Raw genomic sequence first — 16,221 nt, forward strand, 5'->3', positions numbered from 1 at the left:
TCCCGAAGCAAGGGCCGAAGCAAGGGGAGGCTTCTCTTGCTTCCTTTTTTGCCTGTAAATTTATTCTCCCTGGGGTCTGAGGCCGAAAAACTGCTGGCCGAAGCAGGTGAAGCCCCCCAGGGTGCCGCATTGAGAACCCCCGAACTGGAAGGGCCCGCAGCCAAACTGGAAAGTGCAGGGCTGGCCGAATTGGAAGGGCCCGCAGCCAAACTGGAAAGTGCAGGGCTGGCCGAATTGGAAGGGCCCGCAGTGGCCGAACTGAAAAGGCCTGCAAACCGGGATTCTGCTCTCATCCGCCGCGCTGATTCCCTGTACGCCTCCCGGCATGCCGGGATTCATGACCCCTGGGGCAGGAGTGGTTGGCGGCATCCAGCCGTTAAACAACGCCGGGCATGAAACCCCTGTCGGGCAGTTGCCCGCAAATGGGACGTACTGCTGCCCGCAGGTGTATGTCGCGGGCGTGCAGGCGATCGAAGACATATTAAAAGCAGCCGATTGACAAGAAAATCCCATATTACACACGTGCGGCGGGGTGCAGCTGTAACTGGGCCTGCAGGTGTAAGCCGACGGGCAGACAATCTGTTCTTTTACGTCCTCTGCCTGCTCCGCGACCGGCTCAATGCTTCCCCTGGTTAACTGGCGCTTTAGGTTTTCCCATACAATATATACTGAGCCGACCGGTATGGCAGCGGTTCCCTCAGGGCTTGCCACCCGCAAGAATTGTTCATTTACCGCCAATAAATTACCTGAAACGATCCTGCCGTTAACAAGCTCCAGGACAACATTTTTGCCCTGGTTGGCCTGTAATTGCTCGAACATTTAAAATCACCGCTTTCTTATGGTCGTTAACTTATTGACACCTGGCCCGGCAGCTTTGACACTGTGCGCCGCCGGCGCTGAGCATACCGGATATCCGCTTGGTTTCCTGGCACACCACCCAGAACAGGCAGTTTTCTTCGGATGCTGTAAAGTGGTCGCCGGTCTGCTCGAAGTTTACCGCGTAACAGCCGCCGCTGCACTTCCTGGTGCAGTGCCTGCAGTGCTGAGGCTGGCGGGAGATGGGGTTCTGGAAGGGCTCCAGCAGTTTAAGATCGAGTTCCCCATTGATATTGCCGATAACATATTTGCCGCCTTCGTCAGTTAAGCCAAGCATTTTTGAACACGGGCTGACAGCGCCGTCAGGCGCCAGTGCCAGGGAAGTGCTGCCGGCCCGGCATCCCCAACCCTTGTACTCGTTTTCATCCTTCTCAAATTCCTCTATGAATATGGGTATCCCCCGGCGTTTTAAAGCATGGTAGTCCTGGAGTATTTCCACCAGGTTAAGGCCGTACTGTTCTATCTGTTCTTTACTCCAGCATTCAGCCCCCTGGGCCGGGGCGATGATGAACTGGTTGACGCCCAGTTCCACCAGCTGTTTAAAATCCTCCCTCATATCACCTACCGCTTCAGTGCTGACGGTCATCCTCACGCCCAGCCAGGGCTGGTAGCTCTTGATCAGCGGGATCAGGCCGGCAATTTTTTGCCAGGTGCCCTCCCCGCTTTTTGTCCTTCTGTAGCGGTCGTGGTTTTTCTCTCCCCCGTCAACACTCAGCAGCATGTTAATCCTATTTTGAGCGAAATACTCCAGGATAGTCTCGTTGAGCAGGGTCCCGTTGGTTGTTACCGACCAGGTGACAAAAATATTGTGCCGCCTGGCCGCTTCGTGGGCGTAGGGAACAATCTGCCTGATTAACTCGAACTCCAGGAGCGGTTCACCGCCGATTAAGGTAATGTTTACAGTCGGGAAGGCCGCCCGCTCCATTAACAGGTCAACAGCCTTGGCCGCTGTGGCGAAGGACATTCTTTCGTGCTGGTTCTTTTCACGGATGAAGCAGTAGGCGCAGGTCAGGTTGCAATTAAAGGTCAGGTTTAATTCTATAGCGGCCAGGCCCAGCCTACCGGCTTCCGGTTTTTCTTTCACCAGCCCTGCCAGCTTTTCGGCTTGATCAGAGCTTATCCGAAATCTTTTCTGTATAGCCGCGCTGAGAACCCCGGGGGAGCAGCCAGGGTTTAATCTGGTCTGCTCCCCTATGAAATTAACTATCTCACTTACCAGGGAATCCTGTTTTCTTTTTTCCATAATCTATTCCTTTTTAGGTTTATCTTCATCTTTTGGCTCTTCCGGCTTAACCGAAAATTCCAGTGGTGAAAATGGCGGTTTTGGTTGTGTCGTCTGCTGAGGTCTGGGAGGTCCGGCCACCCCAATAAACTGCTGACCGGGGCAGATAAAGCCTCCCGGCACGCCGCACTGGGAACCGCCGCCTCCCGGTCCCGGCGCTATGCCGAAAAACTGCTGGCCGGCGCAGATGAAGCCGCCCGGTACGCCGCACTGGGAACCACCGAATACGAAAGGCCTGCAGGCGAATTGGAAAGGTCCGCAGCCTCCGAATTGGAAGGGCCCGCAGCCTCCGAACTGGAACGGCCCGCACTGGAACGCGAAAGTACAGGGCTGCCCGAATTGGAAGGGTCCGCAGGCGAAGAAGGGGCACGCGCCGCCGCCGGATGGGAAGCTGGGCACGTAGCTGCCCGGGCAGGCAAATCTAAAGGTGCAGGTGTCCGGCGGCCGGCAGATGTAGCTGCGGGCGCAGGTGAAGCCGGGGAAGCCGGTGCAGGCAATATGAGTTTTTAGATCATCTTGCTCAAAGTGACCGGCCATTTCTGGTCCGACAATCCCGAAAAACTGTGTGCCCGGACAGGCAAAGGCAACCGGACATTGTGAGCCTCCCTTGAAGGGTACATAGCTGCCGGGACAGGCAAAGGCACCGCTGCAAAAGTCAGGCGGCCTGCAAATATACTGCTGACTGCAGATGAATTGTACACCGGTACAGGCAATTTCAGCTTTTACACTATCCCTTAACTTTTGAGCGATCTCGTCCATATTTTCCTGGGTTAGAGTTCGAGTTGGGGCCTCCCAGACAATATAAACTGCCTGCAGAGGTATGTTCCCTGTCCCTTCCTCCGTTTCCAGCCGCAGGTACTGCTGGTTTACTGACAAGACGGCGCCTGATATTTTTCTCCCGTTGACCAGCTCAATAACAAGCTTTTTGCCTTGATTAGCTAATAATTGCTCAAGCAACTTGATTACTCCCTTTCATTGGTTATTTTATCCTTATGTAAAGTATGTGTGAGCAGGCGGGTTTGTTAATTTAACCTGCCGGAAAGTGTTTTTTTAGAGGACTTTTCCGCACAATCAGCCCGGCTTCCATTTAATAGTAATTTATCCAGGGCTGCAGACATAAAATGTGCAAAGGAGGGTGATTTCTATGGCCTGGCATGATTACAAAAAAAAGATAAAAAGGCAGTTTTCCGAGTTTCTTGAGATACCTGGGGATGTAATGCTGGACCTGCCCAAGATAGTGCTGTTCGGGAACATAAAAATATTTATTGAAAATCACAGGGGTATTATTGAATACACCACCGAGAAAGTCAGAGTCAACGTGATGGAAGACGAAGTGGCCATTACAGGTGAAAACCTGCTGCTGCGCAACGTGCTGCCTGACGAATTGTGCGTGGAAGGGAAAATCAAATCTATCAGTTTCCTGTGAGAAATGAGGAGAATAACAGGCAAGGAGGGATGTTTATGTTTTTGTTTAAACTGATGTCTTACCTGCAGGGCTATCTGCTGATCCTGGTTACCGGCTCAGCGCCTGAAAAGTTTGTCAACATGTCCGCCGGCAGGGGTATTTACCTCTGGGACATTACCAGGGTGAGTGACAGCGCCGTTGTGATGAAAGTCCATTTGCGCGCCGTAAAACCCCTGCGGCACATTGCCAGGAGGACAAGCTGCCGGTTCAGAATAAAAAGGCGTGTTGGATTTCCTTTTTACCTGGCCTGGCTAAAACAGAGAAAGTCACTGGCGCTGGGCGCCGTTTTCTTCGTAGGGGCGCTCTATTTTCTTTCCTCCTTTGTTTGGTTTATTGAAGTCAGGGGCAATGACAGGCTTGGAGTCAATGAAGTCCTGCAGGCCGCGGCGGAAGCCGGTCTGAGCAGGGGAACTCCTAAATGGCGGGTTGACCCCGGCAGGGTTGAGGCTAATATCGGAGAAAAACTCCCCCTTGTGTCCTGGACAGGCGTTTATATTAAAGGCGCCAAAGCTACTATAGAGGTGGCCGAGCGGACAGTTCCCGGCGAAGAGGACCGGCGGCCTGCCAATATTATCGCCAAAAAGTCGGGGCTGATTAAGGAAATACTGGTTTTAAACGGCCACCCAGTGGTCAAGGAAGGTGATACTGTCAGCCAGGGACAGGTGCTGGTTGCCGGCGCCATACCCCCGCCGGAAGAGCCGCTGCCGCCTGGCGGGGTAAAAAAACCCGGCGAAAAGCCTAAACCGGTCCAGCCCGCACGGCTGGTGCACGCCAGTGCCATAGCCCGCGCCAGAGTCTGGTACGAGGGATACGGGGAGTCCGCAGTGATTGAGACCGGGCGGCGCCTGTCGGGCAGGAGTGAGACGCGGGTCAGTATGAAATTCTACGGGAAGGAAATAATTTTAGCAGGGAGCCAAAATATTCCCTACGAACTGTACGAAGCTAATACTTTGGTTAAAAGGGTGCCGGAATGGAGGAATCTCAACATACCCGTCGAACTAATAACTGTTAAATATTACGAATTGGTTGATTATAAGGAAGACCACGGGCGGGCGGGAGCCCGCGGCATTGCCTGGGAGCGCGCGCTGGCGGACGCGGGGAGTAAGATGCCGCCGGGCGCCAGGATCCAGGAGCAGTGGATGGAGGATGTTTCGACCGGACCTGAGGAGAATGTGGTCCGGGTGAAGGCTGTAATCGAAACAGTTGAAGATATCGGGGAAGAAGAAATTATTAATCCGTAACAACAAGGAGGTTTGACCGTATATTGACGGAGAGGTTTGAAGCAAGGGTTGAGCTGAGTGATATTGGCGCTGCGGCCGAAATATTCGGAAAGCACGACGAGCACCTGGTTCAGATGGAAAAGGCGCTGGGAGTCCGGTTTGTGGCCCGCGGCCAGGAACTGGTTATTACCGGAGACCGGGAAAAGGTTGAGCAGGCCGAGGGGATCTTAGCCCAGCTGCAGAAGTATTACCGCGCAGGAAACCGTCTCACCTCTCATGAAGTTGGATATGCCATCAGGACCGCCCAGGGCGGTGTTAAAAACGCGCTGGAGAGCCTGGCCGCCGATGTGGCCATGGTCACACCCCGCGGCAAGCAGATCAAAGCCAAGACGATCGGCCAGAGAAAATATATTGAGTCCATTATCAATCACGATGTGGTTTTTGCCATCGGCCCGGCAGGCACCGGCAAAACCTACCTGGCCGTGGCGATGGCGATCAAAGCCCTGCGCGGCAAAGATGTGAGCAGATTAGTGCTGACTCGCCCGGCTGTTGAGGCAGGGGAAAAGCTGGGCTTTTTGCCCGGTGACCTGCAGGAAAAAATAGACCCCTACCTCAGGCCGCTGTACGACAGCCTTTACGATATACTTGGCGTGGAAAACACCCAGAAGTATCTGGAAAAGAATATTATTGAGATCGCTCCTCTGGCTTACATGCGAGGGAGGACACTGGAAGATTCTTTTATAATTTTGGACGAAGCGCAGAATACCACCCCGGAACAAATGAAAATGTTTCTGACCCGCCTGGGATTCGGCTCCAAGGCTATTATCACAGGGGATATCACCCAGATTGACCTGCCCCGGGGACAGGTGTCAGGCCTGATCAACGCTCTTAAAGTGCTCAAAGACATAAAGGGGCTGGGTATCCACACCATGACCGGGGAAGATATCGTCCGGCACCCGCTGGTGGAAGAGATCATCAGGGCTTATGAAAAAATGAAATAACTGTTGTTTCGTCAAGGGGAGTGAACCCATGCGCTTTTTAAGCTGGGTCAAGGATAAGTTTTTGCAAGCCCTTGCCTATTTGAGCAAGCAGCGCAAGTTAAGGCGTGGCAGCGCTGCGGTTTTATTTTTACTGCTGATTACCCTGATTATGGCGATTGAATTTGTCCCGGAAAAGTCCAACCTGGTGGTCGGCCAGGTATCGCCCAAGACCTTTAAAGCTGAGAAAAACCTTATTTTTGAAGATAAGCAAAAGACTTCGGAGCAGAAGAGGCTTGCTGCTGAAAAAGCGGACAAGGTCTACTACAAGGACCCGCAGGTCAGCATCGCTGTGCAAAAAGATATCTCCGATCTGGGGGGCAAGGTGCGGGAGATCCAGGGTGACGCCAGTCTTGACAATACCGGCAAGGTTGCCAAGCTGCGCCAGGTACTCCCCTTTATTCTGCCCGAAGAAGATCTTAACGAACTGGCCCGTGCAACCGCCAAGGACACCCTTTTTGTTGAAAACACGATCAACAGCCTGGTAGTCAAAAGTATGGATGCCGGGGAAGGGATCATACAGGACAACCTGAGTAATGTTAAAAAATCTTTGGAAAACCAAATCAGCGGGCTGGGCCTCACCAAATCATACGAAAACTTCGCCAAAGGGTTAATTGATAGATTTTTACGGGCCAATACTTTCATCAACTACGAGAAGACCAAACAGAACCAGGACGAGGCAATGGCTGCCGTTCCCCCGACGATGATCTCGGTTAAGGAAGGAGAAAAGATTATCGGGGAAGGTGAAATTGTCACCGAGGAGCACATGGTTAAACTTCAGGCCCTCGGCCTTACCCGCCAGCGGCTTCCCTTTCCGTCCATCCTTGGTATTTTCCTGCTGGTGTCCATGCTGATGACAGTGGTCCTCTTTTATATCTATCAGCAGAACCGGGATATTTACGAGCATGCCGGGCATTTGTACCTGCTGGGCATGATCGTGCTGGTGGTCCTTGGGGTGGGCAAAGCGATAGTCGCTATAAATGTTAACCAGTGGCCGGAGTTTGGAGCCCAGTTCGGCTATATGGTGCCGGTGGCCGCTGTAGGCATGTTGATCGCTATCCTGCTTGACTCCCGCCTGGCTGTGCTGGTGGTGGCGGTGACCAGCCTGATGCTGGGCGTTATGACCGGCAACCAGCTGCGCTTCGGCGTGGTGGGGCTGATCGGCGGCATAACCGGTGTTTACAGCGTATCCAAGCTCAGCCAGCGAGGCGACCTGGTGCGCGCCGGCTTTTACACCAGTGTTGCCAATGTTGTAGCCATATTCATAATGGGGCTGGTTAACGGGACCCCCCTGGCGCTGTTGATTTCATCCAGCCTGGCACTCGGTGTGATCAATGGTATTTTATCTTCCATACTGACCAACGGCGCTTTGCCTTTCCTGGAAAACACCTTCCATATCACTTCACCTGTCAGGCTGCTGGAGATTTCCAACCCGAACAACGCCTTGTTGAAGAAGCTTCTGCTTGAGGCGCCCGGCACTTACCACCACAGTATTATCGTGGGCAACCTGGCCGAGTCCGCGGCCGACGCGGTAGGCGGCGACTCCCTGCTGGTGCGGGTGGGGGCTTACTACCACGATATCGGCAAGACAAAAAGGCCTTATTTCTTTATCGAAAACCAGATGACCAGCGACAACCCGCATGACAAGATCACTCCCTCGCTCAGCACGCTGATCCTGACTTCGCATGTGAAGGACGGGGTGGAAATGGCCCGGGAGAACAAGCTGCCCCAGGGTATAATAGATATAATAGAGCAGAGTCACGGCACCAGCCTGGTGACATACTTTTACCACAAAGCGCTGGAGTGTGACCGGAATGAAACAGTTACCGAAGAGGAATTCAGGTATGAAGGCCCCAGGCCCCAGACCAGGGAAGCGGCCATAGTGATGCTGGCGGATTCTGTGGAGGCCGCTGTCCGCTCCCTGCAAAACCCGACCCCGGGCCGGGTTGAAGGACTGGTCAGGAAAATAATAAAAGATAAATTAAATGACGGCCAGCTTGAAGAGTGTGACCTTACCTTTAAGGACCTGGCGGTCATAGCCACCGCTTTTGTCAGGGTCATGTCCGGTATCTTCCACAACCGGGTGGAATACCCGGATATGTCTCAGGAAATTGAAAGGAGGAATAAACATGCCGGTCCTCGTAAACAACTTACAGGAAGAAGTAACGGTGGATGATGAACTGACCGAATTCTTGTCAGGTGTCGCGAGTAAAGCGCTGGCCGCTGCCGGCTACCGCGAGGATGCCGAAATAAGCCTGGTGTTTGTAGATGACGAATATATACACGAACTGAACCTGCAGTACCGGGGTGTGGACAGCCCCACGGACGTGCTCTCTTTTGCCATGCTGGAAGGGGAGCCTGTCGCGGGTGATGAAGAAGAAGTTATCCTGGGAGATGTGGTCATATCAATGCAGGCGGCCCAGCGGCAGGCGGCCGGCTACGGGCACAGCTTCCGCCGGGAGATAGCTTATCTCACCGTGCATGGAGTACTGCACCTGCTCGGCTTCGACCACGGGCAGGAGGATGAACAGAAGATCATGCGCGCCAAAGAGGAGGAAGTGCTGGCGTGTTTTGACCTGACCTAACGGCAAGGGCGCCTGACGGCACCTGGGGACATTCCTCGTCAACAAAGGAATACCCGAAACAGAGGTGTGTCTCCATTCCTCTGACGACTGAAGTCGCACCTACAGCTTATAAGAAAGTCAGAATGTATTGTGAGGTATCGCGTTTCATGTTCCTGCGTAAACTTTTAGACGGCTTTAACTACGCCATCGCCGGAATCATTTATTCAATCCGAACCCAGCGCAACATGCGCATCCATTTTATTGCAGCCTTGCTGGTGCTGGGGCTGTCTATTTATCTCAGGCTCAGCTCCCGCGAGCTTTTAATCGTGTTTTTCACCATTACACTGGTAATTATGGCTGAGCTGTTCAATACAGCCATAGAAGCGGTGGTTGACCTGGTTGTACAGGAGTTCCACCCCCTGGCGCGCATAGCCAAAAACGTGGCGGCCGGGGCGGTGCTGATAACCGCGCTGAACTCGCTTGTGGTCGCTTACATAATTATTTACCCCCGCCTGGAGGGGTTTTCCTTCTATATCGGCCCCAGGCTGAAAGAAACACCCCTTAACGTGACTTTGCTGGCCCTCTTGTTTGTAGCGTTGCTGGTCGGCATCGGCAAAGCGCTCACCGGCAAGGGCACATTTGTCAAAGGCGGCCTGCCCAGCGGGCATACAGCTGTGGCTTTTGCCGGGGCCGCGGCACTGACCCTGCTGACCAGCAACGCCCTTGTGAGCACTGTGGCCTTTATCATGGCCCTGCTGGTGGCCCACAGCAGGCTTGACACCGAGGTCCACACCTTCTTTGAGGTGAGCACCGGCGCGCTTCTCGGCATCCTGGCCACCATGGCCGTCTTCACCCTCGCCGGCTGGTGATTGGGACGTGGGAAGTGAGACGTGAGACGTTGGAAGTGAGAAGTGAGAATCTGTAGGTGCGACTTCAGTCGCACCCCGAAGTCCGACGACTATTAAGGTGGGGTAAATGTGAATGTGATTTTCCCTGTTGAAAAACTGATCAACGCCGCCGTGGCGGCCAGGGAGAGGGCTTACGCCCCTTACTCGAATTTCCGGGTGGGCGCCGCTATCCTGACTAAAGAAGGGCGCTACTACACCGGGTGCAACGTGGAAAACGTGTCGTACGGACTGACCTGCTGTGCCGAGCGGGTGGCGCTGTTCAAGGCTGTTTCCAACGGGGAGCGTGACTTCGAGGCTATCGCCGTCACAGCGGGCACCGAAGACTACTGCGCGCCGTGCGGCGCCTGCCGGCAGGCGCTGGCGGAGTTTGGGGCGAAAATTAAGGTTTACATGGTCAACCGGGCGGGCGATTACCGCATGCGGACTGTGGCGGAACTGCTGCCCGAGGCGTTTAGCCAGGAGACGCTAAATTCAGAGGCAGACGGGCATAATGATCATAAAACCATAACCAAACTAATTGAACCGGTAAACCGGTAGCCTGGCAGTCCAGGCTGAATGAGCGAAAGGTGATTTGTTTGACAGAAGAGAAGAGCAGCTTTAAGTCCGGGTTTGTGGCCATCGTCGGCAGGACCAACGTGGGCAAGTCAACCCTGTTGAATAAACTGGCGGGCCGGAAGGTCGCGATCGTTTCAGAGAAGCCCCAGACCACCAGAAATAAGATCCTCTGTGTGCTGAACCGGGAAGACTCCCAGGTTATTTTTTTAGACACGCCGGGCATTCACAAGCCGAAGTACAGGCTGGGCGAGCAGATGGTGCAGCAGGCGCTGGGCACCTTAAAGGAAGTGGACGCCGTCCTTTTTCTGGTTGAGGCGAACCTGCCGCCCGGGCCCGGGGACAATTACATTATGAGGCAGTTTCAGGACCTGGCGACGCCGGTGCTGCTGGTGATCAACAAAATTGACCTGGTCCGGCGCGAGGAACTGCTGCCGCTGATCGAGCAGTACAGCAGGATGTACAATTTCTCCGAGATCGTGCCTGTCTCCGCCCTGACCGGGGAGAACCTGTCCCGCCTGCTTGACGCGGTGACAGGCTACCTGCCTGAGGGGCCTAAGTATTTCCCGGAGGATATGGTCACCGACCGGCCCGAGACCTTTATCATCACCGAGCTGATCCGGGAGAAGGTGCTGCACCTGACCAGCGAGGAGGTGCCCCACTCGGTGGCGGTGGTGATTGAGGAGATGGAAAACAGGCCGAACGGTGTGGTCGCCGTCCGCTCCATCATTTACACCGAAAAAGAGTCGCAAAAGGCCATCCTGATCGGCAAGGGCGGCCAGCTGCTGAAAAAAATCGGCCAGGCTGCCCGTGAGGAGATAGAGCGGCTGCTTGGGGCGAAGGTGTTCCTGGAGCTGTGGGTAAAAGTAAAGCCGGGCTGGCGGAATAAAGAGGCGCAAATCCGCAATTTAGGCTACAGGGACGAGGAGTAAAAAAATCAGATGACTGCGGGGAGATTGAATGGATCATAAACAGCCGCTTTGGACTAAAGACTTTATACTTATCTGCTTACGCAGGCAGGGTATTTGACAAAAGCGGGCCAGTGCAGGTAATGGCGGTTGGTTTTGGCGCTCTGGCTTTGGCTTTTGTCCTGCTCTTTCTGGCCGGCGGCATCCTGCTTTTTATTATCTCTGCGGTGGTCATGGGTATAGGTTTCGGTATTATCCAGCCCACCAACATGGCCATGGCCATTAACCGTGTTGAGCCGTTTCGCCGGGGGCGGCGAACGGCACCATGATGAGCGCTTTTGACCTGGGCATCGGCGTGGGCTCTATCCTATTGGGGCTGCTGTCCAGTAAAACCGGGCTGGCATACATGTACCTGGTTTGCGGCTTGATCGTAATCATACCAGCAGCAATATTCTATACAAAAGATGCCAGAAACACCGGGGTTCTGCCGGAGCAGCAATAGGAGGAGTATGGCTTATTCCTCACCCCAGCGCCGCGGGAGCTGGTTTTCCGTATTATACAATAGATTTAATATAATGCACTACCGTAAACAGATTTTTGAAAGCAGGGGCTTTTATTATGAAACTTTATAAGGTCGAGGCCGTGGTGCTGCGCTCCAGGGACCTGGGCGGCGGGGACAAGCTGTTAATCCTGTATTCCAGGGAGCACGGCAAAATCAAAGTTGTCGCCCACGGTGCCGCCAAGCCTTCCAGCAGGAAGCGCGGCTCGGTGCAGCTGTTTTCCCATACCAACTTTCTGCTGCACCGGGGCCGGGAACTGGACTCGGTAAGCCAGTGCGAGGGTGTGGAGATGTTTTCTTTCATCAGGAGCGACCTCGCCAAAATCGGCTACGCCAGCCACCTGGCTGAGCTGGTCGACGCCCTCGCCCCGGAAGGAGAGCCCAACGAATCCCTTTTCACCCTCCTGCTGGAGACGATGAGGCTGATGGAGGCGGCAGACGCTGAAATACTGGCCCGCTCTTTCGAGATCAACGCCGCGGCGTTTCTGGGCTACCGCCCCGTGCTGGAATTCTGCGCCCTGTGCCAGGGTCCTCTGACGGGAAATATACTTTTCAGCCCCGTCCAGGGCGGGGTGCTGTGCGAGAACTGCGGCCAATCGGAGCCGGACGCTATGCCCTGCAGCAGGGGCGTGGCGGAAACCATGAAAGTTTTCCTGAGCTGGCCCCCGGCCAGGCTGCGCCAGCTCAGGGTGGGAGAGACGGACAGAAAGCAGATTAAGAAGTTGTTATACGAGTATTTGAAATATCACCTGGAGCAGGATCTGAAATCCGCCACTTTTTTAAACCGGCTGCACCCGGGGCAGTCCGGCAGTGATGTATAAAATTACTCTTTTTAAGGTAGTAAATAATAAAAAGGAGGGGGATTTTAAAATGACCAGCGAACTGGAAAAGATTGACCTGATCAGGGCCAGGCTGAATGTCGGATATAAAGAAGCCAAAGAAGCACTGGAGGCGGCGGGCGGTGATGTGGTCCAGGCGTTAATCAACCTTGAGGAAAAGTCGAAAAATACGGGCGGGCGCTTCCAGGCCAAAGGCCAGGAAGTCTTTGAGCAGATCAAAGAACTGGTAAGCAAGGGGCAGGAGTACAAGATCAAAGTTAAGCAGGGTGAAAGGACAGTCTTCGAAGTCCCCGCGTCTGTCGGCGCCCTGGGCCTCCTCGGGGTCCTGGCCAGCAGCGAGATTGCCCTAATCGGCGCGCTGGGCACCGCGACCGCCATGGCTAAAAAGTACACCCTGGAGTTTGAGCGGCGTAGTGAACCTGACGTCAAAACACCAGAAATATAAACGGAAAAGTTCATATTTATTGCAAGCCATTGACTTTAACCCCGGAATTTGATAAATTGGTGAAAAAATATGAGCGATGAGGAAAAGAGTAACCGCCAGTTGTTTTTTTAGAGAGCCCGGCAGGTGGGAGCGGGTAAAACACGGCCGGTGAAAGGCGTTTCCGAGCCGCGGGAGGAACGCTGAAACAGGTCGTAGGTCGTAAGCCGTAGGTTAAAAACACGGGAGTTCGTCTTGATGACCGGCAGGCTGGTTTAAGCCAGTAAAGCCCGCACAACCTTAAAGAGGGTCAATCTTTGTTTTCTGACGCCCGGCGTCTAACGGCTGGCGTCCGGCGACCAATACGGCCAATCAGGGTGGAACCGCGGGAAAAACTCCCGTCCCTGGTAGAAATACCTGGGGCAGGGAGTTAGTTTTTATTGGCCCCCTTAAAGCCGGTCAAAATGTTATCCAAGGAGGCAGGACATGAATTTTCAGGAACTAATCCTAACGCTGAATAATTTCTGGTCACGGCAAAACTGTATCATCCAGCAGCCCTATGATGTTGAAAAAGGAGCGGGGACCATGAACCCGGCGACTTTTCTGCGGGCGCTGGGCCCCGAGCCGTGGCGGGTAGCTTATGTTGAGCCGTCCAGGCGCCCCACTGACGGCCGCTACGGGGAAAACCCCAACCGGCTGCAGCATTACTACCAGTACCAGGTTATTTTAAAGCCATCGCCGGACGATGTCCTGGAAGTCTACCTGGAAAGCTTGAAGGCCATCGGCATCGACCCGGACGAGCACGACATCCGTTTTGTTGAAGACAACTGGGAGTCGCCCACGCTCGGCGCCTGGGGACTGGGCTGGGAAGTCTGGCTGGACGGGATGGAGGTAACCCAGTTCACTTACTTCCAGCAGTGCGGCGGCATCGACTGCCGGCCGGTCTGCGCGGAAATCACCTACGGTCTTGAGCGCCTGGCCATGTTTATCCAGAAAGTGGACAATGTTTATGACATCACCTGGGTCGGCGGTATCAAATACGGCGACGTGCACCACCAGGGTGAGGTGGAGCACTCCCACTATAATTTCGAGCTGGCCGACACGGACATGTTGTTTAAACTTTTTGACATGTACGAGCAGGAAGCGTTAAAGGTGATTGACAAGGGGTTCATCCTGCCGGCTTATGACTACGTCCTGAAATGTTCCCACACCTTTAACCTGCTGGACGCCCGGGGCGCCATCAGCGTTACGGAGCGCACAGGATTTATCGCCAGGGTGCGCAATATGGCCCGGGTCTGCGCCCAGGCCTATGTTGAGCAGCGCGAGTCAATGGGCTACCCGCTGCTGAAAAGGAAGGAGGCGTAAGGCATGGCAGGCAAGGTGAGAGATTTTTTACTGGAAATCGGTGTGGAGGAAATGCCGGCCAGGTTTTTAGACCCCGCACTGGCTGAACTCAAGGAAAAGGCTGCCCAGGCCTTAAGCAGCAACAGGCTGTCTTACGGCCAGATCAATACATACGGGACCCCGCGCCGTCTGACCCTGTACGTCGCCGGCCTGGCGGACTTCCAGCAGTCGCTGGAAACCGAGGTCAAGGGCCCCGCTGTCAAAGTAGCTTTCAAGGACGGTGCGCCGACCAGGGCGGCGGAAGGCTTTGCCGCCGGCCAGGGCGTCAAGGTGGACGACCTGATTAAAAAAGCGGTGGGCCACGTGGAATATGTTTTCGCCCTGAAACGGGAAGCCGGCCGCCCGGCGCTGGAAGTTCTTCCGTCCATCGCGACCGGCTTGATTGAAGGCCTGCGTTTTCCCAAGCCCATGCGCTGGGGAGACCTGGAGGTCCGTTTCGCCCGCCCGATCAGGTGGATCGTCTGCCTCTTCGGCCAGGATATAGTGGAATTTGAGTTCGCGGGGCTTGCCTCCGGGCGGACCACCTATGGCCACCGTTTCCTGAGCAAAAAACCGGTAAATTTAGCCTCCCCGTCAGAATACATCGATCAGATGAAGAATAATTATGTCATAGTCGACACTGAACGGCGCAAAGAGGAGATCTGGCGGCAGGTGCGGGAAGTTGCCGCCGGCGAAGGCGGCCTGGTGGAAGAGAATGAGGACCTGCTCAGTGAAGTCAACAACCTGGTCGAATACCCCACCGCCCTGATCGGCAATTTCAGCGCGGATTACTTGAAGCTGCCCAAAGAGGTGCTGGTCACACCAATGCGCGAGCACCAGCGTTACTTCCCCGTAGTCAGCCAGGACGGCTCGCTTATGGCCAAATTTATCGCTGTTAAAAACGGCGCCGCCGATCACCTGGACATAGTCAGGGAGGGCAACGAAAAGGTGCTGCGGGCGCGGCTGGCCGACGCCGACTTTTTCTTCCGGGAGGATTTGAAAACACCCCTGGCTGAAAAGACGCCGGCGCTCAAAAAGATCGTCTTCCAGGAAAGCCTGGGCTCAGTTTACGACAAGACCGGGCGCATCGGCGACCTGGCGGCTTACCTGTCGGGCCTCATAGGCGCCGGCGAGCAGGACCGGAAGACTGCCTTAAGGGCCGCCTACCTGGTTAAAGCCGACCTGGTGACAAACATAGTTTATGAGTTTCCTGAGCTGCAGGGCATCATGGGCAGAGAATACGCCGGGCGCTCCGGGGAAGGCGCGGCTGTCGCCGACGCCATCTTCGAGCATTACCTGCCGCGTTTCGCCGGGGACAGCCTCCCCGCCACCCTGCCGGGTAAAATCCTCAGTATTGCCGATAAGATTGACACTATTACGGGGTGTTTCGGCATCGGCATCCAGCCCACCGGCTCGCAGGACCCCTACGCCTTGCGGCGCCAGGCTCTGGGCATAAGCCACATCATCCTGGAAGGGGATTTCACCATTTCCCTGGAGCAGCTGGTTGAGGCGGCCTATAAGGGCTATGAGGGCAAAGTGCAGTTTAAACACAGCCTGGCGAAAGTCAAAGAGGACGTCGCTGAGTTCTTTAAACAGCGGCTTAAAGGTATTTTATCCGACCGCGGCTACTCATATGACACCGTGGAAGCGGTACTGGCTTCCGGCTACGACGATTTCCGGGATGTCCTGCTGCGGGCGGGCGCGCTGGCCGGTTTCCGCCAGGACCCCGACTTTAACAACCTGATCACTGCTTTCAACCGGGCTAATAACCTGTCCAAGAACACTCCGCCCGGCAGGGTCGAGCCGTCCCTGCTGGAAGATCCCGCGGAAAAAGAGCTTTACCATTGTCTTTCTGGGGTCAAGGCCAAGTCGGAAGCGTACCTGCAAAAGCAGGACTACCACAGCCTGCTGGCGGCCATTGCAACACTGCGCGAGCCGCTGGACAAGTTTTTTAACTCAGTCATGGTTATGGTGGATCAGAAAGAAATCCGTGAAAACCGCCTGTCCCTATTGGCCAATTTAGCGGCTATGGTGAAGCAAACAGCTGATTTAACCAGGGTAGTGGTAGAAAATCAATAAACCGGCGCCATTCCCCAAATGCCACAATTTGGCATATATTAGGATAAATGCTAAAAAGAATATGGAAAAAAAGTATGGAAATTATCATAAATATAATATATATTATATATTGTTGAAGCTAAATAGTA

The 16,221-nt window shown here is 54.5% G+C and carries 17 protein-coding genes; 14 read left to right on the forward strand and 3 right to left on the reverse strand.

The window, feature by feature from the left end; genetic code table 11:
* Positions 1-60: 60 nt before the first annotated feature.
* Genes Pmgp_RS07740 through Pmgp_RS07750 form a run of 3 tightly spaced genes read right to left on the reverse strand, consistent with a single transcriptional unit; the run spans position 61 to position 3,115 of the window.
* On the reverse strand, positions 61-819 hold the full coding sequence (locus Pmgp_RS07740) for a hypothetical protein (RefSeq protein WP_134213428.1): 759 nt from the start codon (positions 817-819) through the stop codon (positions 61-63).
* Positions 820-850: 31 nt separating this feature from the next.
* On the reverse strand, positions 851-2,119 hold the full coding sequence (locus Pmgp_RS07745; RefSeq protein ID WP_134213429.1) for a radical SAM/SPASM domain-containing protein: 1,269 nt from the start codon (positions 2,117-2,119) through the stop codon (positions 851-853).
* A 3-nt stretch (positions 2,120-2,122) separates the two neighbouring features.
* Entirely contained in the window at positions 2,123-3,115 is a 993-nt protein-coding gene (locus tag Pmgp_RS07750) for a hypothetical protein (RefSeq protein WP_134213430.1), read from the reverse strand.
* Between the two features lie 187 nt (positions 3,116-3,302).
* Here Pmgp_RS07750 and yqfC point away from each other — a divergent pair, with 187 nt between their 5' ends.
* From yqfC to glyS, 14 genes are all read left to right on the forward strand, one after another.
* Positions 3,303-3,584 carry a sporulation protein YqfC gene (yqfC, locus tag Pmgp_RS07755; RefSeq protein WP_134213431.1) on the forward strand — a complete coding sequence of 94 codons (282 nt, stop codon included), beginning with the start codon at positions 3,303-3,305 and terminating at the stop codon, positions 3,582-3,584.
* Positions 3,585-3,619: 35 nt separating this feature from the next.
* A complete protein-coding gene (gene yqfD / locus Pmgp_RS07760) occupies positions 3,620-4,864 on the forward strand; it encodes a sporulation protein YqfD (protein ID WP_134213432.1) in 1,245 nt (414 codons plus the stop codon).
* A gap of 23 nt (positions 4,865-4,887) precedes the next feature.
* On the forward strand, positions 4,888-5,844 hold the full coding sequence (locus tag Pmgp_RS07765) for a PhoH family protein (protein ID WP_134213433.1): 957 nt from the start codon (positions 4,888-4,890) through the stop codon (positions 5,842-5,844).
* Positions 5,845-5,872: 28 nt separating this feature from the next.
* Positions 5,873-8,056, forward strand: coding sequence for an HD family phosphohydrolase (locus Pmgp_RS07770; protein ID WP_134213434.1), 2,184 nt, complete (start codon positions 5,873-5,875; stop codon positions 8,054-8,056).
* Positions 8,010-8,465 carry an rRNA maturation RNase YbeY gene (gene ybeY, locus Pmgp_RS07775; protein WP_134213435.1) on the forward strand — a complete coding sequence of 152 codons (456 nt, stop codon included), beginning with the start codon at positions 8,010-8,012 and terminating at the stop codon, positions 8,463-8,465. Before Pmgp_RS07770 ends, ybeY begins: the two co-directional genes overlap by 47 nt.
* 146 nt (positions 8,466-8,611) lie before the next feature.
* A complete protein-coding gene (locus tag Pmgp_RS07780; RefSeq protein WP_134213436.1) occupies positions 8,612-9,313 on the forward strand; it encodes a diacylglycerol kinase in 702 nt (233 codons plus the stop codon).
* Between the two features lie 114 nt (positions 9,314-9,427).
* Positions 9,428-9,889 carry a cytidine deaminase gene (locus Pmgp_RS07785; protein ID WP_243119771.1) on the forward strand — a complete coding sequence of 154 codons (462 nt, stop codon included), beginning with the start codon at positions 9,428-9,430 and terminating at the stop codon, positions 9,887-9,889.
* A gap of 38 nt (positions 9,890-9,927) precedes the next feature.
* Positions 9,928-10,836 (forward strand): GTPase Era, encoded by a 909-nt coding sequence (era, locus tag Pmgp_RS07790; protein WP_134213438.1) that lies wholly within the window; start codon positions 9,928-9,930, stop codon positions 10,834-10,836.
* 35 nt (positions 10,837-10,871) lie between these two features.
* On the forward strand, positions 10,872-11,141 hold the full coding sequence (locus Pmgp_RS20245; protein WP_243119772.1) for an MFS transporter: 270 nt from the start codon (positions 10,872-10,874) through the stop codon (positions 11,139-11,141).
* Positions 11,138-11,314, forward strand: a complete 177-nt coding sequence (locus Pmgp_RS20250) for a hypothetical protein (protein ID WP_243119769.1) — start codon at positions 11,138-11,140, stop codon at positions 11,312-11,314. Before Pmgp_RS20245 ends, Pmgp_RS20250 begins: the two co-directional genes overlap by 4 nt.
* Before the next feature lie 116 nt (positions 11,315-11,430).
* On the forward strand, positions 11,431-12,192 hold the full coding sequence (recO, locus tag Pmgp_RS07800) for a DNA repair protein RecO (protein WP_134213439.1): 762 nt from the start codon (positions 11,431-11,433) through the stop codon (positions 12,190-12,192).
* 49 nt (positions 12,193-12,241) lie between these two features.
* Positions 12,242-12,655 carry a DUF4342 domain-containing protein gene (locus tag Pmgp_RS07805; protein WP_134213440.1) on the forward strand — a complete coding sequence of 138 codons (414 nt, stop codon included), beginning with the start codon at positions 12,242-12,244 and terminating at the stop codon, positions 12,653-12,655.
* Positions 12,656-13,117: 462 nt separating this feature from the next.
* Complete coding sequence (gene glyQ, locus Pmgp_RS07810; RefSeq protein WP_134213441.1) at positions 13,118-13,996, forward strand: glycine--tRNA ligase subunit alpha; 879 nt, start codon at positions 13,118-13,120, stop codon at positions 13,994-13,996.
* Between the two features lie 3 nt (positions 13,997-13,999).
* Positions 14,000-16,093, forward strand: coding sequence for a glycine--tRNA ligase subunit beta (glyS, locus tag Pmgp_RS07815; RefSeq protein WP_134213442.1), 2,094 nt, complete (start codon positions 14,000-14,002; stop codon positions 16,091-16,093).
* The last annotated feature ends 128 nt before the right edge of the window (positions 16,094-16,221 follow it).

This window comes from Pelotomaculum propionicicum (assembly GCF_004369225.1).
GTDB classification, from domain to species: Bacteria; Bacillota; Desulfotomaculia; order Desulfotomaculales; family Pelotomaculaceae; genus Pelotomaculum_B; species Pelotomaculum_B propionicicum.

Bases quoted from the DNA above. Each gene is read 5' to 3' on its own strand.
- Pmgp_RS07740 (WP_134213428.1), bottom strand. From the start codon at position 819: ATGTTCGAGCAATTACAGGCCAACCAGGGCAAAAATGTTGTCCTGGAG.
- Pmgp_RS07745 (WP_134213429.1), bottom strand. From the start codon at position 2,119: ATGGAAAAAAGAAAACAGGATTCCCTGGTAAGTGAGATAGTTAATTTC.
- yqfC (WP_134213431.1), top strand. From the start codon at position 3,303: ATGGCCTGGCATGATTACAAAAAAAAGATAAAAAGGCAGTTTTCCGAG.
- yqfD (WP_134213432.1), top strand. From the start codon at position 3,620: ATGTTTTTGTTTAAACTGATGTCTTACCTGCAGGGCTATCTGCTGATC.
- Pmgp_RS07770 (WP_134213434.1), top strand. From the start codon at position 5,873: ATGCGCTTTTTAAGCTGGGTCAAGGATAAGTTTTTGCAAGCCCTTGCC.
- ybeY (WP_134213435.1), top strand. From the start codon at position 8,010: ATGCCGGTCCTCGTAAACAACTTACAGGAAGAAGTAACGGTGGATGAT.
- Pmgp_RS07780 (WP_134213436.1), top strand. From the start codon at position 8,612: ATGTTCCTGCGTAAACTTTTAGACGGCTTTAACTACGCCATCGCCGGA.
- Pmgp_RS20250 (WP_243119769.1), top strand. From the start codon at position 11,138: ATGATGAGCGCTTTTGACCTGGGCATCGGCGTGGGCTCTATCCTATTG.
- recO (WP_134213439.1), top strand. From the start codon at position 11,431: ATGAAACTTTATAAGGTCGAGGCCGTGGTGCTGCGCTCCAGGGACCTG.
- Pmgp_RS07805 (WP_134213440.1), top strand. From the start codon at position 12,242: ATGACCAGCGAACTGGAAAAGATTGACCTGATCAGGGCCAGGCTGAAT.
- glyQ (WP_134213441.1), top strand. From the start codon at position 13,118: ATGAATTTTCAGGAACTAATCCTAACGCTGAATAATTTCTGGTCACGG.
- glyS (WP_134213442.1), top strand. From the start codon at position 14,000: ATGGCAGGCAAGGTGAGAGATTTTTTACTGGAAATCGGTGTGGAGGAA.